Raw genomic sequence first — 20981 nt, forward strand, 5'->3', positions numbered from 1 at the left:
GTTAGCAAAGTTAATACTTTATTTGTTTGCTTTGCTGACACAGTTTAAATTACAGCCTCCTCCAAACGCGAACCGCCCACTCATGCGGTGCTTCATCCATAAAAGAATGGATAGATCTTAATTTCGCATTATGACCGGATTTTACTTCCACAGGAATAATTTTCGAATCATACAAATAAACAAAGTCAACTTCGGCAGAAGAACCGACTTTCCCTCTCATCCAAAAATGCCGCCGTTGGGAAACCTTGTTCGACAGGGCCAGCAATTCCTGCCCTACCACCTGCTCGGCAATCATCCCTCTCCACGCATCCGTAATATCAGAGGCCCCAAAAATCTCTTTCTGCAAACCTGCTGCATAATTCACCAGTCCCGTATCCAGCCAGAGCAGCTTCGGCGACCGTTTCAAATCGGAGACAAGCGGGACCGAGGCTGAAGTAGTAGGATAAACCAACTCTAACAAAAGCGTTTTTGCCAATGTCCGAAAAGCCTCCCCTACCTCACGCGCTTTATAAGGAGATCCGGCAAAACTTCCTAACGTGATACTTTGTCCGGCAAAAGCCCATCCTTCTGTCAATATATAACGAATCACGTCAGACAGCACTCCTCCTTTTGCATATTTCTCCACATCATCACGGTATCCTTCCAACATGGTTTCATAAACTCTATTTAAAGAAACAATATCACCATCAAAGGCATAATTACTTACAACTTCCGGCATCCCTCCTATCAATGTATAAATATTAAACAAGGCTATTTGTTTTAAAACATAGGCAAAACACACCCGTTTTTGTTCTAAAATATAGGCAAAACAAAACGTATTTTGCACCAAAACATAGGCAAACAAGGAGAAGTTCTTTCCTATAAAAAAGACAGGACTCCCAAATATGAAAGTTCTACCTTTCCTATCCGGAAGTCCTGTCTTGACATCTCTCCTCTTATTTTCCAGAGAAGATATATAAACTATCTTTAAATCCTTTCCAGCGTAGCAACAATGAAATCCCACACCTTCTGCACAGACGGGATACTCACCCTTTCATCCGGCGAATGCGGATGTTCCAGATCCGGTCCGATAGAGATCATATCCATCGCAGGATAAGATTCCTGAATGATACCACATTCCAAACCGGCATGCATTACCTTTACCGACGGCTTCTTACCGAACATCTCTTCATATATTTTCTGCATCACATTCAGAATCGGAGAATTGATATTCGGTTGCCATCCGCCATAAGCACCACCATATTCCACCTTAGCGCCAGCCAAAGAGAAAACACTTTCAAGACTGGAACATACGGAAGCCTTACGACTTTCGGAAGAACTACGCACCAATATCTTTATTTCAATCAACTCATTCGACGATTTGACAATTGCCAAGTTGGAAGAAGATTCCACCGTTCCGGGGAAATCTCTCAACATACTGATCACACCATTCTGGCAACCTTCGATCGCATTGATAATATCATCCTGAATTTCTTCCGGAATCAATGTAGCAGGCAGGTCGGTCATATCAGCAACAAAGTCGATATTATTTTCGATACCGGCATATTCTTCACGGAACATATCCCGGTAGTCAGCTACCAGTTCCCACAAAGCTTCCACATTATCCCCCGGAATCGTGATCACGGCAAAAGCCTCCCGCGGAATCGCGTTACGCAACGAACCGCCTTCAATAGACGACAGCCGGGCACCATAATCACAAACAGCTTCTTTCAGAAAACGGAAGATCAGTTTATTCGCATTGGCGCGTCCCAAATGAATATCCACACCGGAATGGCCGCCTTTCAACCCCGTCAAGCTCAACTTTACAGCCACATCGCCTTCCGGAATATAAGTATCTTCTTTAAACTGGATCGAAATATTCAGGTCCGCACCGCCGGCACAACCGACAAACAGCTCACCTTCCTCTTCCGAGTCACAGTTGATCAATGTTTCACCTTTCAGGAAACCGGGTTTCAAACCGAAAGCGCCATCCATCCCTTCTTCTTCATCGATAGTGAAAAGGGCTTCTATCGGTCCGTGCTTGATAGTCGTATCGGAAAGCACCGCCATTGCCAGTGACGCACCGATACCATTATCGGCTCCCAATGTCGTTTCACGGGCAGTTACCCAATCACCGTCTATATAAGCATCAATAGGATCAGTCAGAAAATCGTGTTTTACAGAGGCGTTTTTTTGGGGTACCATATCCAGATGGGACTGTAGGATAACTGTTTTGCGGCCTTCCATTCCGGGAGTAGCCGGTTTACGGATCAAAACGTTTCCAACTCCATCCCGTAGGGTTTCCAATCCCAATCCTTTTCCGAAAGCTTCCACAAAACGGGTTACTGCTTCCATGTGTCCGGTAGGACGTGGGATCTGTGTAAGGTCATAGAAATAACCCCATACATGCTGTGGGGAAAGATTCTTGATTTCTGCTGACATAATTTCTAAGTTGAAAGTTGGCAATGACTGCTGACAGATAAAACTGCAACTGCCTGTTGTCAACATGATTAATAATATATTAGTAACAAACTTATTCTACAAAAAGGATAACAAACGGAAAATTTTAACAGTTAACAGCCTACTATTGCTTTTCGACTGCCAGCTCTTCTTTGCTGTTATCTCTGTTGGTGAGCGGCAAAGCCACGATACCGAACAGACCGCATATCACCGTCCAGGCAGTCTGCACCGTATGTACCACCAGGGCAAAAGCTGCAGCATCATTTTCATTGACACCAAAACAGACCAAGGTAGCGATCACCATAAAATGCCAGGCTCCGATACCGGCCTGTACCGGGACTGCAACACCGATACTACTCATCGTAAAAGCGATCAGCCCGACCGTTATCCCCAGATCACGGGTAAAGTCAAAAGCGTAGAAAGTTATATAGAAATAACAGAAATAACCTCCCCAGATCATCAATGTCTGAATCAGGAAACGACCTTTCTGCTTCAACAGCCAGATACTCTTCATTCCGTCCCATACATTCAGTAACAACGCTTTTGCTTTTTGTACCAGCGTAAAGTTACTCATATATTTGAAAACAAACCAAATTCCGGCGACTAAAATTACTGCACCCACGTAAATCCATATCGAATCGAACATTTTCTGAAAGCCTTCCAGCAAGGCCGGGTTCCTGGCAAAGAAGCTGATAAAGAAGTCGAAATTGAAAATAAAGATCAGCAAAGTGATCGATCCGACAACGATCGTATCACTCACACGGTCGATCAGCAAGGTTCCGAACAGCTTGGTAAAAGGTATCTTGTCATATTTAGTGATAATTCCGCAGCGCCAGACTTCCCCGACACGCGGCAACACCATATTTACGGCATAGTTTCCCAATACGGCATAAATGATATTGCTCATCTTGAAACGATCACCCAGCGATGAGATCAACAGTCCCCAACGCAATCCGCGAACCACATTGGCAAACAAACCGAACAGTAAAGAAACCAAGATGATATCATATCTTACCCCTTCACGGATGACGCGCCATATCTCGGTAACATCCATGTTGCTATACAAAAACCAAAGCAGCAAACAGCCAAAAGCTAAGGGTAAAAATATCTTGACAAACGTTTGTAGGATACTCTTAAAATTCATTCTACGTAGGATACTTTAAATTATTTGTTGTATTTTTGTGCACCCGCAAAGATAAGCATTATATTTTAATACAAACATTTTACATCAAATAACCGGATGAGATTAGTTAAGCCAAAGAAAGCATTAGGACAGCACTTCCTGAAGGATTTACAGATCGCACAGCGTATTGCCGATACGTTGTCGGACTACAAAGATTTACCGGTTCTGGAGATCGGTCCCGGCATGGGTGTGCTTACCCAATATCTGCTGGAAGCGGGTCACGACCTGACAGTGGTAGAACTGGATATGGAGTCGGTCGATTATCTGGAGCAGAACTTTCCGGCACTCGAAGGGCGTATCCTGGCAGAAGATTTCCTCCGGTTGGACCTGTCGAAACTTTTCCCCGGCCAGTTCTGTGTGATCGGAAATTATCCTTATAATATATCCAGTCAGATATTTTTCAAAGTGCTCGATTATAAGGATCACGTTCCTTGTTGTTCGGGTATGATCCAGAAAGAGGTAGCCGAACGCCTGGCCGCCGGACCGGGCAGTAAGACCTACGGTATTCTCAGTGTTCTTCTGCAAGCCTGGTACACAGTGGAATATCTATTTACGGTCAGTGAATTTGTCTTCGACCCACCCCCAAAAGTAAAAAGTGCGGTTATCCGGATGGTACGGAACGACCGGAAAGAACTGGGATGTGACGAGAAATTATTCAAGACGGTGGTCAAGACATCTTTCAATCAGCGCCGTAAGACACTCCGGAATTCAATGAAGCCGCTATTAGGGAAAGACTGTCCGGACTATGCGCTCCCGATTTTCGACAAACGCCCCGAACAGCTTTCGGTGGAACAATTTGTCGAACTGACATTGATTGCAGACCGCCATCTGAAAAACATCTAAAAGAAAACAGGCATGATCGAACTGACGAGAGACTATATCGACAACCTGAAAAGCATCATTACTGAAAAAAACGATGCTAAAGCACAAGCGTTGCTCCACGATTTATATCCGGCGGATATCGCCGAGTTATACCAGGAGCTGAACCTTCAGGAAGCGATCTATCTGTATCTGCTGATGGATGGCGACAAGGCCGCCGACGTCTTGATGGAACTGGACGAAGAAGACCGCCATAAATTACTGAAAGAGCTACCCAACGAACTGATCGCCAAACGCTTCGTCGACAACATGGAGACCGACGATGCGGTAGACCTGATGCGTGAGTTGGACGAAGATACACAGGAAGAGATCCTCTCGCACATCGAAGACGTCGAACAAGCGGGCGATATTGTCGACCTGTTGAAATATGATGAAGACACCGCCGGTGGTTTGATGGGTACGGAAATGATCGTGGTCAACGAGAACTGGAGCATGCCGCAATGTATCGACGAAATGCGTAAGCAGGCGGAAGATATGGACGAAATCTATTATGTATATGTAATAGACGACGACGAACGTCTGAAAGGCGTCCTCCCCCTGCAACGGCTGATCACTAACCCTTCCGTTTCAAAGATCAAACATGTGATGAAAAAGGAGCCGATCTCTGTCCGCGACAGCGACAGCATCGAGGAGGTTGCCGAAACGATTGAGAAATACGACCTTGTAGCACTTCCGGTAGTAGACAGCATCGGACGCCTGGTCGGACGAATCACGATCGACGACGTAATGGATGAAGTACGTGAACAACATGAACGTGACTACCAGTTGGCTTCCGGTATCTCGCAAGACGTGGAAACTTCGGACAACGTATTTACTCAAACAGCGGCACGCCTGCCCTGGCTGTTGATCGGCATGATCGGCGGACTGGCGAATTCGGTCATTCTCGGCGGTTTCGAAGGGAATCTGGCAAGCAACCCAAAGATGGCGCTGTTCATCCCGCTGATCGGTGGTACGGGAGGAAATGTCGGGATACAGTCTTCTGCCATCGTGGTACAGGGTTTGGCTAATAATTCGTTGAAACAGGACAATATTCTTCCGCAGATACTGAAAGAAGGCATCGTTGCGCTCATCAATGCCAGTATTATCAGTCTGGTCGTATTCATTTACAATTTCTTTATGCTGGGGGATAAAGGGATCACGGCCTCGGTTTCATTAAGCTTGTTTTCTGTCGTTATGTTTGCCAGTATCTTCGGGACGCTTGTACCGATGACGCTCGACCGGTTGAAAATCGATCCGGCTCTGGCTACAGGACCATTTATCACAATCACCAACGACATTATAGGAATGATGATTTATATGTTCATCTCTTCGGCATTGACATAAGGGCGCCCCCCTACAATACCTGTCATTTGGGTTCAATATTTTCTATTATTGTAACGTTGACTCATATCTTTCTACATTCGATCGCGAAGCCTTACTATCAACTGTCACTTGTCAACTGTCATCTAAAAAATATTTCACCTTTTTCTAACCAATAAAGCCCCGGAGGAAATCCCCCGGGGCTTTTTTTGTCTGTTTTTCGCTCTTCACAGAGTTAGAACAGAAGAACTTTATTTCATTACTTTAGTATTAATGCTGACCGCTTGTTCGCCTGTCGCAGGATACTTGTCATGGAGGTGGGTGAACCCACCCCTACGACACGCAGTCAATTTAAATTTATTGATTATAAATAATTTCTTATTTTACGATTGCTTTTACAGCAGCTTCGCCTTCTACTGCTACTACAACTACACCGGCAGGAGCAGCGATGGTAGCTTCATCTGAAGTAACAACAGTGCTAGCAACTTTCTGACCCAATACATTGCTGATTGTAACAGTCTTACCGGCAGCACCCTTAACGATTACGGCACCGTTAGCGGCAATAACCTGGATACTGGAAGCATCGATGCTTTCGTTAGCTACTGTTATGGTAGGATCTACTTCGAAACGAGCAGCGGCTTTTATTTCAGCACCTAATGTCAGATTACCGTTGACGGAAATTACATAAGCTCTTTCTGCTGCGTTACGGATTACATAAGTACCGTCTCCGTCACCGGATTCGATTACCTGGAACTTGAAGTTATTCAAGCCACCCTTAACACCTGTCACTTTGTTTTCTTTTACAGCTACCTTAGTCAGCTTGCCGTCAACCATTGTCTGCAATGTATCAGCATCCTGCAGGCTGACGATGCTTGCATCTTTAAAGATTAAGCGTGTAGCATAGTCTTCATTATCTTTTGCAAATGTATATTTTCTCCAGTCAGCTACTCGTTTACTGTCAGCTGAGTCTGTAGCGAAATACAAGAACTTCGCCTTATCTTCCGTGCGAATGTAGAATGAAGGTATATTCTTGTCTGTATCTACTGTATCCAAACGGAATATCATAGTTTCAAACGGATTGACCACAGCTGCAAATTCATCCTTCATGAACAGGTAACCACCATAGTTGTCTGTATTCTTGAATTCTGTTGTCTGCGGAAGAGCTTCTAATGAACCATATACCTTTTCAGGTACCAAGAAGGTCTTAACCGGTAGTTCGTTGTAATCGTTCTTATAATCATAATACAGAGCATTTTCCCATGCTGCTACATCAACTCTTTCTGTTTCTTCTGTCTCTTCATCCTGTACAGCATCAGCTACTGCCAAATAGTTTATAGCGCTTCCGAAGTCAACATTTGAAGTAGTTCCAGTCTTTTTTTCTACCAGAGATACAGAACCATCCAGATTGTATTTGATAATGTACTCTTTCTCGGTCAGTGATAAATTTCCTCCATTCAGGTAATATACATCATCTTCATCCGGAGCAAAAAATCTTACATTATAAGTATAGAAAGCAACTGTATCCTTTTCAATCGGAGAAGTAACAACGTTATTATTCTGGATATAAACGAAATCGTTCAGGATGTAAGAAACTTTATCTTTCTTATCATTACCAGCTTCTTTTACACGGATCAGTTCGAACTGGTCAGCAGTCTTAGATGTTACAACCTCATCTCTGCTTCCATTATTAAAGATTTCAATCTTACCGGTCTTCTTATCCCTTGCTGCTGCTGCATACAATCTGTCGTTTGCTTCAGCAGTCTTGGCAAATTCGAAAGTAAACAAACCTTCTTCGCTTTCAGCTGTTTCGAAAGTATCAAATTTCTTTACATCTTTCTTTTCAATCAACTGAACTAGCATACCTCTGAATTCCAAAGAATTATCCCAAACAAAATTTCCATTAGCATCAGTATGAGCAATTCTTAACTTTTGGTCACGTGGCATACCATCTTTAACAGACGGATATACCGTATAGATATCGTCACCCAATTTCTTTTCGGCATACAATACTGCCCAAACTGATGCACCAGTCAGACGGTTTGTAATCTCGACAGTTTCTCTTTTGTGATCCGGATCGTTATCATTGTCTTTAACACCTGTGATTACGAACTGATACAATGGGTCGTTTTCATTAGCTCCGTCATTTACACTCGGCATAGCAGCAAATGTAAAGTCGTTCGGCGAACTAGGATTTGTATTATCTGACTCCAATGTCAAATACTGTCCATATTCAGAAACCTCTTCATTGGCAGCTTCTTCTGCACCGCTAACAAACTTGATTGCATAAATAGCCGGAGTAGCATCGTTGTGTAACAGGCTTGTAGCGTCGGCCAATGTTGTTGAAGGAACGGCTTTCAATGCTACGACATCAGTTCCCACACCAGACATCAGATAAGGATCTCCGGCAGGATCATTCACATTATTAGTGCTGGTACGTACTGTAACAGTTACAGATTTATTAGCATGAGTACCGTTTTTAGCAACATCCAAACGAGCGTCAGCGACAGTCAACTCATATTGTTCATTTTCTGTCAGCGGATTCTTCACCGTGGCAGTGAAACAAGCGTTACCTACGAACACTTCATCTTTTTTAGACATCAAAGCTGCATTATGGATGTCTGTATTGTTTGTTACTTCCAGTTTATCCACACCCTTCTTATCATAGAAGTTCATGTCGCTACCTTTTACGGTTTTCAGCAAGAAACCGCCACCATTAGTGCGGCCAGCGTCTGTCAGCTTGGTATAGCTTTGCGGATGAATAGCCACGAAAGTCATCTTGCTGAACTGTTCTTTACTTGTGATACGGAAAGTGTTCAACGTTTCTTTATCTTCGGCATCTTTTCTATCCAATGCGCTCCAGTCTGAAGCCAAATAGATACCGGCAGGGATAGCATAATGTGCACCATTGGCTTGCCAAGCGAGAGAATCCGTCGGCATGAAATCTTCAGTTTCATCAGCAGCGCCATTCGGATCCAGATCCTCATCCACATAGAACGCTCTCAGATCCAGATCCTTGAAGATATTGTCATAGACTTCTTTGCTATTATATGTGCTATTAGCAAACGAGAACATGAAACCTCTACCGCCCTTCATATCATTCAGTTCTTCAGCGACATTCTCTCCTAGAATCTCCCTTTCACCTAAGGTTGCAAGAAGGAAGTTATCTGAAGAACTCGGACCACCCAATGTGAACCCATCTGCACCAGCCGTTGAACTACCTGTCAATAATTGGTTGCCACCGGAAGTAGCGGCACCGGTATAATACAAAAACAACTGAGCGTTTTTATCAGCTGCTTTAATCTGAGTCTTGCCATCACCAACTTTTGACATGAACCAAATCTGGGTCTTGCCATTGTCAAATTTTGACTCCTCTGCCTTATCTACACAAACAAAAGGATTAACATTAACTTTAAAAGCCAAAGGAACTGCGGTTGCTTTGCTTTCCAAAGAATAGTAGTAGTGTTTAGTTCCTGCAGCAGCACCCGGTGTACCACTACCACCTTCAGTAATGATATCTTCTTTAAAATTCCAAAGAAGTGCATCCAGTTCTTTATCTGTCAGAGTGCTGAGATCTTCCGTACCTAAATCAACCACAGAGTAAGTCAACTGTCCGGCCTTAGTCTTAGTTGCTTTAAGAAGGTAGTCCGCAGCACTAATCTTACCGTCGTTGTCAGCATCTTTGACAATAAAGACACCGCTTTTGGTGCCTCCGAAAGGTTCTACCTTCAGCGGTGCCCCATTCACTTTAACGTCTGCCGCATTAACATTAAATGACGAGCCTGCGACCAGCATACCCGCCATCAAAAGCGTAGAAAACTTTTTGTTCATAATCGTTTAATTTAATATTAATAATAGTGTTACTTAAAAAGCCTTTTAACCTTGGATTTGGAACGTCTCTGAGAGTAAATGACTAGATTAAACGTTCCTTTTTTCTCGCCATTTTTTAGGTAGTATCTTGCCTTGGTAATAAGAAGTACGATTTTTGTACTCTAATTGCTATTCAATTGATAAGAAAGAGGATAGGATTGAAAAAAAATTATGGGAAAGAATTGTAGGTTTAAAACTTATGTCTAACTTTGCTGGCGAGAAAAAAGGAACGTTTAATTTCGTCATTTGATTTTTATATTCTATCCTATAATATTCAACCTTTCATACTGTATTTTCAACTATTATTACATATATAGATATATACCCGTACGCATTTCATAATACGCTGTGTTTCAATACCTGTTTTTTCAACTTTCCGCAAGGGATTGTTAAAAGATGGAATTTAGCCTGTTTTTCGGGGGAAATAAAGAAAGAATGATAAGAACCCGTTGGCGGAATTAATCTGCTACAAAATTAGGAAAAGGTGAACCTTTATCCTATCATGGCGGCTCTCTTTCTGTCCTGGCGGCCTTGACCCGCCATCTCATACTGAGTGTTGATTATCAGTATAGGATGCGATCCCGGGTCAAGCCCGGGAGGACAGAGTTAACGCTCATATTTAGAAATAATTGAACTATAAACATGAGGAAGATTACAGCAGCCTTGTAGAGGATTGGATATGTTAAATTAATATGTTATAGAACATATTTCCTGTAAAGCTGTTATCTTTGCAGTGACTAATAAAACAGCAAAGAAATATGCTAAAACAGGCATTTTACATTCTGTTCTTCTATTTTACCGGAGAATTTATCAGTTCTTTCATCGATGGCTTTATCCCGGGAAGTGTCATCGGTATGGTATTGTTATTCCTGGCACTGGCATTCAAATTGGTAAAGCCGGCAAATGTAAAGAAGTTATCGACGATCCTGACTGAGAATATGGGGTTGTTCTTCCTGCCTGCCGGTGTCGGACTGATGAGTTCTCTCGGCATTATCTCACAATATTGGGCAGTAATCTTGACTGCTTCCGTTGTCAGCACCATTCTGGTGATTGCCAGTGTTGCCCTTATTCAGCAAAAACTCGGAAAGGAGGGTGAAAGCAATGAATAATCTGGTACATTCCGAAGTATTTGCACTCACTTTAGTGATCGGTACTTACCTGGCAGCACTCGCTTTATACAAAAAGACACGTATCAGCCTGCTGAATCCGTTGTTGACTTCCATATTCGTAATCATACTTGTTCTGAAAACAATGGGCATAGAATACGAATCTTTTCAGAAAGGGAGCCATCTGATCCATTTCATGCTGGGGCCTTCGGTCGTAGCATTGGGTTTCGTCCTCTATGACCAGGTACGGTACTTGAAAGGGAATGTAATTTCCATCCTCACTTCCGTATTCGTCGGAGCAATCGTAGGTATCGTCAGTGTCATCGTAATCGGCGATCTGATGGGAGCCGACCAGGCATTGATCGCCTCGCTCCAACCGAAGTCGGTCACAACTCCTATCGCGATGGGGATCGCTGAAAAGGCAGGAGGAATCCCTTCACTGACAGCAGTGATCGTTGTAGCAGTAGGTATATTCGGCAGTATTGTCGGTCCGTTTGTAATGAAAGTACTCGGAATAGAAAGCCGGATTGCCAAAGGATTGGCCCTCGGAGCCTCTTCACACGGACTGGGTACTTCAGTCGCCATTCAGATCGGTGCCATTGAAGGCGCTTTGAGCGGATTAGCGATCGGGCTGATGGGAATCATGACTGCGATTCTGGTCCCTGTTATCAGTTTTATCATTTCCTTGTTTTAGAATAAATCCTCCTTTTATCCCCCTGCAAATCATATCAGACTGATTTGCAACTCATTTCTAAAGAAAAAGATTGCCGCTTATTGGTACTTTAAGAGGAAAACACTACTTTTGTACCCGAAAATGACCGAAGACAATTCAAAAAAACATTATAAATAAAAATATTTCGTATGATTAATTCACAAGACATTAAAAAAGGAACTTGTATTCGTTTGGATGGCAAACTGTATTTCTGTGTTGACTTCCTTCACGTAAAACCGGGAAAAGGAAACACAATTATGCGTACTACATTAAAAGATGTAGTAAAAGGAGGCCAGATCGAACGCCGTTTCAATATTGGTGAAAAACTGGAAGACGTACGTGTAGAACGTCGTCCTTATCAATATACATATCGTGAAGGCGATCATTTCCACTTCATGAACCAGGAAACTTACGAAGATGTAATCATCGACAAGGAACTGATCAATGGCGTTGACTATATGATAGAAGGCCAGATCGTTGAAGTTGTTTCCGATGCATCGACAGAAACTGTTCTTTTCGCAGATATGCCTACAAAAGTTCAGTTGAAGATCACTTATACCGAACCGGGTGTAAAAGGCGATACTGCAACTAACACATTGAAACCGGCTACAGTTGAATCCGGTGCTGAAGTTCGTGTTCCGCTGTTCATCAACGAAGGCGAAATTATCGAAATCAACACGACAGACGGTTCTTACGTAGGACGTATCCGTGAATAATATGATATAATGCAGGGACGGTCAAAAAGCCGTCCCTCTGTTTTTCTTCACCAAAACAATATATAACTATGAAAATAAAAGAATGGGCAGAAGAAGACCGCCCACGCGAAAAAATGTTACTCAAAGGCGTTTCCTCCCTTAGTGAAGCAGAGCTTTTAGCCATCCTGATCAGCTCGGGCAACAGTAACGAAACAGCCGTACAACTTTCACAACGTATCCTCAACACAGTAGACAACAATCTGAACGCGTTGGCAAAACTGACTATCCAGGAACTTATATCAGGTTTCAAAGGTATCGGCGAAGCTAAAGCTATCACGATCTGTGCAGCTCTCGAATTAGGCAAACGACGTAATCTTGCAGATCCTATCTTCCGCCAATCGATCCGGAGCAGCCATGATGCCTATGCCTTATTCCATCCGTTACTCTGCGATCTGCCATACGAAGAGTTATGGATCGCACTGACCAATCGTGCCGGAAAAGTAATCGGAAAAACCAGGATCAGTCAAGGTGGCATCGGAGAAACTTCCGCCGACCTGCGCATCATTCTGAAAATGGCTATCACCGCACTGGCAACAGGCATTATCCTATGCCATAACCACCCGTCCGGTAACACCCGTCCGAGTTCACAGGATGACTCCCTGACCAAACGCCTGCATAAAGCAGCCGAACTGTTAGAAATTAATTTACTGGATCACATAATCCTCTGCGAGGAAAGTTACTTCAGCTATGCAGACGAGGGTCGACTGGCCCTGTAGAACATTTTCTCTTTTCTATGGTTTAGTATATAGAAGATATTAATGTATATTTGCATTCAAATTAAAAGAAGATGAACAACGAATTCCTCCAAACAGAAGAAGCGATTGTCGCCATGCTGAAAACAGTATACGACCCTGAAATTCCGGTCAACGTATTCGATCTCGGCCTGATATATAAAGTAGACATAGACGACGAAAAAAACGTCCGTATAGATATGACCCTGACTGCCCCGAATTGTCCGGCAGCCGATTTTATCCTGGAAGATGTCCGCATGAAAGTAGAATCGGTAGACGGTGTAAATAATGTGGAAGTCAATCTCGTTTTCGAACCGGAATGGGATAAGGATATGATGTCGGAAGAGGCAAAACTGGAACTCGGCTTCTTATGAATTCATCCCGAAAGAAAATATTTTTTGCATCGGACGCCCATCTGGGCGCTCGGTTTCATAAAGACCCGCTGGCAGTCGAGAAAAAGCTGGTACGTTGGCTCGACAGCATCAAAGACGAGGCTATGGCCATCTATTTTCTGGGGGATATGTTCGACTATTGGTACGAATATAAATATGTCGTACCCAAAGGATTCACCCGCTTCCTCGGTAAACTGGCCGAACTTTCGGACAGCGGGATAGAAATCCATATATTCATCGGTAATCACGATATCTGGATGTTCGACTACCTGCCGAATGAGATCGGTGCAATTATCCACCGCGACGTACTGACCACCGACCTGCTAGGCAAACGCTTCTTTCTGGGTCACGGTGACGAAGTAGACTATCGCAGCAAAGCCTTCCGTTTTATCCGTGCCCTTTTCCGTAATAAATTCTGCCAGTGGCTCTACGGAGGCATTCATCCCCGCTGGACCTTCGGCTTTGCCCTCGGTTGGTCATTGAGCAGCCGTAAAAGCGGACTGGAAAAAGAAAATGCACTCGAATATAAAGGTGAGTCAGCTGAATATCTGGTTCTATTCGCTAAAGACTACCTGAAAACGCATCCGGATATCAACTTCTTCATTTTCGGGCATCGCCATATCATGCTCGACCTGATGCTCTCCCGCACTTCCCGCCTGCTGATAGCCGGCGACTGGATGACTCTTTTCTCCTATATCGTTTGGGACGGGGAAAATCTCTTCCTGGAACAGTTCGAAACAGAATAAGCCTCACATGAGAGCATAAAAAAACTGCTCCAACCGGTGTCGGAGCAGTCTAAACACTAATCCTGTGTTTTGTAAGCTGTGAGGATTAGTAATTATTTTTTCGCCTGCAATTTACATAGTTTTCTCGGGATTTACCTAAAAAGGGAGTAATTTATTTATCCTCTTTCAGGGAAGACAAATAAAAGTCCCGTATCAACAGGCCTATAACGCATATATAAAAGATAGTTACGGGAACACCCAGATAACGGATCAAAGACTCATTCAATGAAGTACAAAGAGCATATGAAAATAAAGAGATAAGGGGAATTCCTAAAGCATTGTAGAACTTACGGGGGAAATACATAATATAAGCAACTGCCAACAGATCACCCACATACATATACCGTTCGTGCATACCCGGCAACAAAAAAGGAAAAATCACTGCAGAAAGAAGAGCCAGACGAACCAGATAATCATTCGTTAACTGCGCCCTATACTTTTTAGCCAGCAATCCCCCTGTCAGGAGAGCAAACAGGCATGTAAGGAGAATGCCGATCCATTTAACCGTCTCATAATGATCGTCACTGATCCACATATACAGATTCGGAAACTGTAACGAAAGTGAATCATAATATTCGGACTGGGAGATGAAAACAGACAACAGCTCCGTCAGCGGTCGCCCTGCACAGTATGCCGGTAACAATGAAATCAAATAAACAGCCGGTACCAACAGAAAATAATACCATTTGACCCTGTTTTTCAACAACAATACAAAATAAAACGGGAAAAGAAGGACAGCCTGAAGCTTAAAAGAGAACGAAATTCCCAAAAACAGAATGGAAAGGAATGACCGCTTTCTTAATACAAAATAAATACTCCCCACCAGAAATGAGGCATACACCGAATCGCATTGCCCCCAGTAAGAGCTATTGATCAGAACTGTCGGCAACAGCGGAACTACTGCTAAAGCACACCATCTCACCCAATCTTCCTTATACTTCTGATAGGCAATTCCCCCTATAAACCAAGCTGCAACATATTCAAAACAAATCGATACCAGCTTGATCGGAATAAGCGGTTCTCCTCCCAGTTTGGCTATTCCCAACAAAAAATATAAATAAGCCGGTGAATAATTAGCAAATTCAAAACGAAATGCCTGCCAATAACCATGCGACCGGATAAATTCGACCCACGGTTTCAAAAAGAATGTATAATCACCCGGCTCAGGAAAAAAGGGTAGCATCAATAATTTGATCAGCAAGCCTGCCAGGATCAACAAGGCCAGGTACTTTTTATTCCTGAATAGAGATTGTAAAACAGGGAGGATCTTCAACATAGTATTTATGGTATAAAAAGACCGGAGGATAGTTATACACCATTCCTTCGGTCTCCTGATTCATATCCGGTATCTATTTATTTACCTAATATATCCATTGTATCGGAAGCGATCATATATTCTTCGTCAGTCGGTACAACGATAATTGTTACCTTACTGTCCGGAGTACTGATCACCATTTCTTCACCACGCATACCGTCGTTCTTCTGAACATCGATCTTCATGCCCATGAATTCCATATTTTCGCATACAACACGACGAGTAGCCCATTGGTTTTCACCTACACCGCCAGTCCATACCAGGATATCGCAACCACCCATAGCAGCAGCATAAGCACCGATATATTTTTTGATGCGATAGTTGTAAATGTTCAATGCCATGATAGCCCGTTTGTCGCCTTCGGCAACAGCAGCTTCGATCTCACGCATATCGGAAGAAATGCCGGAAAGTCCCTGCACACCACTCTGTTTGTTGATCAGGTCAGACAAACCTTTAGCATCCAGCTTTTCCTTGTCCATGATGAATGTAAGTGCACCCGCATCCACATCACCGCAACGTGTTCCCATCAACAGACCTTCTACCGGAGTCAGCCCCATAGAAGTATCGACACTCTTACCGTTCTTTACAGCAGCGATTGAACCGCCGTTGCCAACGTGAGCCGTGATGATCTTCTGTTCTTCATAAGGAACACCCAGGATTTCACAAGCACGTTTTGAAACGTAGCGATGACTGGTTCCGTGGAAGCCATAACGACGGATACCGTATTTCTTATAAAGAGAATAAGGCAGACCGTACATATAAGCATAATCAGGCATTGTCTGGTGGAAAGCAGTATCGAATACACCCACCTGACGGATTCCCGGGATCAATGCACTCATGGCACGGATACCTTTCAGGTTTGGCGGGTTGTGAAGCGGTGCCAGGTCGATGCACTCAACCATTTTACCGATCACTTCCGAAGTAATCTCCACACTACTGCTGAATGCTTCACCACCGTGTACCACACGATGACCTACAGCATCAATTTCGTTAAACGACTTGATACAGCCGTATTGATCGTCAGTCAGCACGCTCAGGATAAACTCGATAGCTGCATTATGCTCAGGCAATTCTTTCTCCAGGATCACTTTTGTGCCATCCGGCTGAGTGAATTTCAGGAAAGAACCCGGCAAACCCAGTTTCTCTACGCCGCCCTGTGCCAGTACCTCATGTGTGTCCATATTGAACAACTTGTACTTAACAGACGAACTTCCGCAATTTAATACTAATATCTTCATATCTTTCTTGTTGTGTCTTTTTTTACTTTTTAGCAGCCTTTAAGCCGATAGACTGATTGCTGGCGATAGCAACCATCTTATAGATATCATCTACTGAACAACCGCGTGACAGGTCGTTGACAGGAGCAGCCATACCCTGAAGGATCGGACCTACTGCTTCTGCGTCACCCAGACGTTGAACCAGTTTATAAGCGATATTACCAACTTCCAGTGTCGGGAATACCAATACGTTAGCCTTACCGGCCACTTCGCTACCCGGAGCTTTCAATGAAGCAACCGATTCTACCAAAGCGGCATCAGACTGCAATTCGCCGTCGATCTTCAGTTCAGGTGCCATTTCTTTTGCCAGACGTGTAGCCTCAACGACTTTGTCTACCATTTCATGAGATGCACTCCCTTTTGTTGAAAAGCTCAACATAGCAACACGTGGTTCCACACCAACGATATCACGAGCCGTAGCGGCTGTAGCAATAGCAATGCTAGCCAATTCCGAAGCTGTAGGATTCGGCATCACAGCACAGTCGGCAAATACGAGCAAACCCTCTTTGCCATATTCCGGTTTCTTTGTGAACATAAGGAAAGCACCGGATACGCAACTCATGCCCGGAGCAGTCTTAACGATCTGCAAGGCAGGACGAAGCACATTACCTGTTGTATTCTGGGCTCCGGCAATTTCACCGTCAGCATCACCTGCCTTGATCATCAGGCAAGCAAGGAATAAAGGATCTTCTACCAGAACGGCAGCCTTTTCAGGAGTCATACCTTTTTTCTGACGCAGCTGGAAAAGCAGGTCAGCATAAGCAGCTTTCTTTTCATGATTTTTAGGGTCAACAATAGTAGCCTGTCCGATGTGGTTCAGACCGTAGTTTGCTGCCAGGGAAGAAATCTCAGCCGGATTTCCGATCAGAATGATGTCAGCAACTCCATCGGCCAATAAACGGTCGGCGGCTTTCAGTGTTCTTTCTTCTGTTCCTTCAGGAAGAACGATGCGCTGCTTGTCAGCTTTAGCGCGTGCAATAATCTCTTGCATTAAGTCCATAGCGGAAGATATTTTTTATAGAATTTAGTAATTGCTACTGTTTGCGGGTACAAAAGTAGGCAAAATGCAACATAGAGTTTGCAAAAAGCACAAAAGATTTGCAACCGGAGCTGCCACTTTCAGAAGATTTAACAGTAATTCACGACTTCACGCTCACCGGACAAGATTTGTTGCAGGTCTTCGGCTGAAATATTAATCTCCAGTTTGCCATTGTGGGCCACAGATATTTTACCCCGCTCTTCCGAAACTATAATAATCAACGCATCGGTCTCAAGAGACATCCCCAATGCGGAACGGTGACGTAATCCCAGGTCTTTCGGCAAACTGGCATTCTGTGCAACCGGTAAAATACAACCGGCAGCCTTGATACGTCCGTCGGCAATGATCATGGCACCATCATGCAAAGGACTATTTTTAAAGAAGATATTTTCTATCAGACGGGCATTCACATCTGCATTGAACATCTCACCGGTATGTTCATACACCGACAGGTTGACGTCCTGCTGGATCACGATCAGGGCACCGGTTTTTTTACGGGCCATATTCATACAAGCCAAAACTACCGGAGCGACATACTTTCCTTCCTGTTCGTTATTCACATTACGTTTGGAGAAAAGTTTCCCCAGAAATTTCCATCCCCGATGAGACCCCAACGCCATCAGGAAACGCCGGATCTCATCCTGAAACAGGATCACCAGCACGACAAAACCGACACTGATAAACTTATCCAGTATGGCGCCCATCAAACGCATTTCCAATACCTGGGAAACCAGGATCCACACAATAATAAATGAAACGACCCCGCTAAAGATAGCCAATGTACCCGAACTCTTCATCAGTTTGTAAGTCTGATACAGGAAAAAGGCTACCAGCAGTACATCGATCAGGTCTTTTACTCCGAAATGCATCCACATAATATTATGAGTTGATAGTTGACAATTGACAATTGACAGTTTTAGTAACCAGCTTTACAGCCTCGACAGCCGCTTTTACATCATGAACACGGAGGATATCCGCCCCGTTCATCAAAGCGATCGTATTCAGGACCGTCGTACCATTCAGACTTTCTGCCGGAGAACCTCCCAGATATTTATATATCATGCTTTTACGGGATATACCGACGAGCAATGGCAGACCGAATACACCGAATTCCTGCAGATGATTCATCAGCTGATAATTCTGATCGACGTTTTTACTAAATCCGAAACCGGGATCAAGAATAATATCATTGACTCCCAACAAACGAAGTTCACGGACTTTCGAGGCAAAATAGAGCATGATCTCTTCCATCATATCCGTATAACCGGTATACTGCTGCATCGTTTGGGGAGTTCCACGCATATGCATCATAATATAAGGAACTTTCAGATTTGCTACCGTAGCAAACATTCCGGCATCCAATTCACCGCCGGATATATCGTTGATCATAGCCACCCCGTACTCCTCCACGCATTCCCGGGCAACACCGGCACGGAAAGTATCTACGGAAACGATTGCTTCCGGATAATGTGCATTCAATATCTCCAATGCGAAAGCCAGTCGCTCCATCTCCTCTTCCGGTGAGACTTCAGCCGCATCCGGACGGGATGAATAGCCGCCTATATCGATGATCTGTGCCCCTTCCGATAAAATGGTCCGTATCCGTTCTTCAATAGCAGCCTCCGTCTGTTTCCGGCTATCGGCATAAAAAGAATCTGGGGTAACATTTAAAATTCCCATCACCACCGGTGTGGACAGAGACACCAGTGTTCCCTTCATATTGAGCGTTTTATCTAACATTCCAACTTATATTTCCAGCAAAGATACACGATTATCACTTAAATCTTCATTCTTCATTCCTCATTCTTCATTTAATTACTACTTTTGCTCACCAAATAATCACCAAACGAAAAAAAGCTATGGGTATTTCAGAACTGTACGAATTATTTATACACCATCCGCAAATAACGACAGACAGCCGTAATTGTCCGCGTGGTTCGATCTTCTTTGCCTTGAAAGGAGAAAGATTCGACGGCAACCAATATGCAGCAAAAGCACTCGATACGGGTTGCGCTTATGCTGTCATCGATAATCCGGATTATGTCACAGGAGAACGCACCATCCTGGTAGACGATGTATTAAAGGCCTTACAGCAATTAGCTCACCGCCATCGTAAGATATTGGGCATTCCCATTATCGGGATTACCGGAACCAACGGAAAAACTACTACCAAAGAATTGCTGGCAGCCGTCCTGTCCACCAAATTCAACCTACTCTATACGGAAGGGAACCTGAACAATCATATCGGGGTTCCTCTTACTTTGCTCCGGTTAACGCACGATCATGAAATGGCCGTCATCGAAATGGGTGCAAGCCATCCGGGAGATATCAAGGAACTGGTAGAAATAGCCCTCCCCAACTACGGTATCATCACAAATGTCGGCCGTGCACACCTGGAAGGTTTCGGATCTTTTGAAGGAGTGGTAAAAACGAAAGGAGAGCTTTACGATTATATCCGCCGTACAAAAGGGAAGATATTCATCAAAAAAGAGAATAAAGATCTGCAGGGAATAGCCAAAGGGATCGAACAGATCACCTACGGGGCTGACCATACTTCATTTGCTTCGGGTCACGTGATCAGTTGTAACCCGTACCTTACTTTCGACTGGAAACAACAAGGTAAAATCCATACAGTTGATACGCACCTGATAGGTGCATATAATTTGGACAATGTGCTGGTAACTGTTGCCGTAGGCCGCTATTTTAAGATCCCGGCAGAACGAATCAGTCGCGCCATTGCCGCATACGAACCGACAAACAACCGCTCACAACTAAAAAAGACGGCTAATAACACGTTACTTATCGATGCTTACAATGCAAACCCCAGCAGCATGAAAGTTGCACTGGAGAACTTCGCCGCCATGCCGGTATCACCCAAAGCCGTGATCCTGGGAGATATGCGTGAACTGGGCCCTTCCAGTGACGAACTGCATGCCGAAGCTGTAGCAGAGATCAAAGCCGGTAAATTCGACAAAGTTTTTCTCTGCGGAGAACATTTCGTAAAAGCCGGAAAAGAATTTGCCACTTACTCGACAACAGAAGAATTAATCGAAGCATTAAAAGCAGGCCCGTTGAAAGGATATCATATCCTGATCAAAGGTTCTCATGGAATGGCACTGGAAAAAACTATTGAATTTTTATAAACCAGTTTTTTCAACTTGATCGTAACCATTCTATCTGCTTGCCGACAATTGTCAACAAG

At 43.8% G+C, this 20981-nt stretch carries 18 protein-coding genes; 9 read left to right on the forward strand and 9 right to left on the reverse strand.

The window, feature by feature from the left end:
* Nucleotides 1-49: 49 nt before the first annotated feature.
* The 3 genes from DWX23_RS15330 to DWX23_RS15340 all read right to left on the reverse strand — a co-directional run bounded on the left by DWX23_RS15330 (nt 50) and on the right by DWX23_RS15340 (nt 3583).
* On the reverse strand, nt 50-748 hold the full coding sequence (locus tag DWX23_RS15330; protein WP_233587623.1) for a DUF4143 domain-containing protein: 699 nt from the start codon (nt 746-748) through the stop codon (nt 50-52).
* A gap of 218 nt (nt 749-966) precedes the next feature.
* On the reverse strand, nt 967-2421 hold the full coding sequence (locus DWX23_RS15335; protein ID WP_122375233.1) for an aminoacyl-histidine dipeptidase: 1455 nt from the start codon (nt 2419-2421) through the stop codon (nt 967-969).
* A 142-nt stretch (nt 2422-2563) separates the two neighbouring features.
* Complete coding sequence (locus DWX23_RS15340; protein ID WP_122375121.1) at nt 2564-3583, reverse strand: lysylphosphatidylglycerol synthase transmembrane domain-containing protein; 1020 nt, start codon at nt 3581-3583, stop codon at nt 2564-2566.
* A 96-nt stretch (nt 3584-3679) separates the two neighbouring features.
* Between DWX23_RS15340 and rsmA the strand changes: the two genes are divergently transcribed.
* Both rsmA and mgtE read left to right on the forward strand, forming a co-directional pair.
* Nucleotides 3680-4465, forward strand: a complete 786-nt coding sequence (gene rsmA / locus DWX23_RS15345) for a 16S rRNA (adenine(1518)-N(6)/adenine(1519)-N(6))-dimethyltransferase RsmA (protein WP_122375122.1) — start codon at nt 3680-3682, stop codon at nt 4463-4465.
* 12 nt (nt 4466-4477) lie between these two features.
* Nucleotides 4478-5824 carry a magnesium transporter gene (gene mgtE / locus DWX23_RS15350; protein WP_122351914.1) on the forward strand — a complete coding sequence of 449 codons (1347 nt, stop codon included), beginning with the start codon at nt 4478-4480 and terminating at the stop codon, nt 5822-5824.
* A gap of 354 nt (nt 5825-6178) precedes the next feature.
* On the opposite strand, the gene DWX23_RS25280 is transcribed toward mgtE, so the two are convergent.
* Nucleotides 6179-9628 (reverse strand): DUF6383 domain-containing protein, encoded by a 3450-nt coding sequence (locus DWX23_RS25280; RefSeq protein ID WP_147382544.1) that lies wholly within the window; start codon nt 9626-9628, stop codon nt 6179-6181.
* A gap of 797 nt (nt 9629-10425) precedes the next feature.
* Between DWX23_RS25280 and DWX23_RS15360 the strand changes: the two genes are divergently transcribed.
* The 6 genes from DWX23_RS15360 (at nt 10426) to DWX23_RS15385 (ending at nt 14109) form a co-directional block, all read left to right on the forward strand.
* Entirely contained in the window at nt 10426-10776 is a 351-nt protein-coding gene (locus DWX23_RS15360; RefSeq protein WP_122351916.1) for a CidA/LrgA family protein, read from the forward strand.
* Nucleotides 10769-11467 carry an LrgB family protein gene (locus DWX23_RS15365; protein WP_122351917.1) on the forward strand — a complete coding sequence of 233 codons (699 nt, stop codon included), beginning with the start codon at nt 10769-10771 and terminating at the stop codon, nt 11465-11467. Before DWX23_RS15360 ends, DWX23_RS15365 begins: the two co-directional genes overlap by 8 nt.
* 167 nt (nt 11468-11634) lie before the next feature.
* Nucleotides 11635-12201 (forward strand): elongation factor P, encoded by a 567-nt coding sequence (efp, locus tag DWX23_RS15370; protein ID WP_122351918.1) that lies wholly within the window; start codon nt 11635-11637, stop codon nt 12199-12201.
* 68 nt (nt 12202-12269) lie between these two features.
* A complete protein-coding gene (radC, locus tag DWX23_RS15375; protein WP_122375124.1) occupies nt 12270-12956 on the forward strand; it encodes a DNA repair protein RadC in 687 nt (228 codons plus the stop codon).
* A 71-nt stretch (nt 12957-13027) separates the two neighbouring features.
* Entirely contained in the window at nt 13028-13345 is a 318-nt protein-coding gene (locus tag DWX23_RS15380; RefSeq protein ID WP_009859980.1) for an SUF system Fe-S cluster assembly protein, read from the forward strand.
* Nucleotides 13342-14109, forward strand: a complete 768-nt coding sequence (locus DWX23_RS15385) for a UDP-2,3-diacylglucosamine diphosphatase (RefSeq protein WP_122351920.1) — start codon at nt 13342-13344, stop codon at nt 14107-14109. The genes DWX23_RS15380 and DWX23_RS15385 overlap by 4 nt, the downstream gene beginning before the upstream one ends.
* A gap of 151 nt (nt 14110-14260) precedes the next feature.
* Here DWX23_RS15385 and DWX23_RS15390 read toward each other — a convergent pair whose 3' ends face one another.
* From DWX23_RS15390 to folP, 5 genes are all read right to left on the reverse strand, one after another.
* Nucleotides 14261-15424 (reverse strand): hypothetical protein, encoded by a 1164-nt coding sequence (locus DWX23_RS15390; protein WP_122375125.1) that lies wholly within the window; start codon nt 15422-15424, stop codon nt 14261-14263.
* Nucleotides 15425-15501: 77 nt separating this feature from the next.
* The gene (locus DWX23_RS15395) at nt 15502-16701 is read right to left on the reverse strand and encodes an acetate/propionate family kinase (RefSeq protein WP_122351922.1); all 1200 of its coding nucleotides are present in this window, start codon (nt 16699-16701) and stop codon (nt 15502-15504) included.
* Nucleotides 16702-16723: 22 nt separating this feature from the next.
* Nucleotides 16724-17740 (reverse strand): phosphate acetyltransferase, encoded by a 1017-nt coding sequence (pta, locus tag DWX23_RS15400; protein ID WP_122351923.1) that lies wholly within the window; start codon nt 17738-17740, stop codon nt 16724-16726.
* Between the two features lie 128 nt (nt 17741-17868).
* On the reverse strand, nt 17869-18654 hold the full coding sequence (gene cdaA, locus DWX23_RS15405) for a diadenylate cyclase CdaA (protein WP_122351924.1): 786 nt from the start codon (nt 18652-18654) through the stop codon (nt 17869-17871).
* 4 nt (nt 18655-18658) lie between these two features.
* A complete protein-coding gene (folP, locus tag DWX23_RS15410; RefSeq protein WP_122375126.1) occupies nt 18659-19519 on the reverse strand; it encodes a dihydropteroate synthase in 861 nt (286 codons plus the stop codon).
* A gap of 119 nt (nt 19520-19638) precedes the next feature.
* Here folP and murF point away from each other — a divergent pair, with 119 nt between their 5' ends.
* Nucleotides 19639-20922: a UDP-N-acetylmuramoyl-tripeptide--D-alanyl-D-alanine ligase gene (gene murF, locus DWX23_RS15415; protein ID WP_122375127.1), complete on the forward strand. Its 1284-nt coding sequence runs from the start codon at nt 19639-19641 to the stop codon at nt 20920-20922.
* Nucleotides 20923-20981 lie beyond the last annotated feature (59 nt).

This window comes from Parabacteroides sp. AF18-52, assembly GCF_003479145.1.
In the GTDB taxonomy this organism is placed as follows: Bacteria; Bacteroidota; Bacteroidia; order Bacteroidales; family Tannerellaceae; genus Parabacteroides; species Parabacteroides faecis.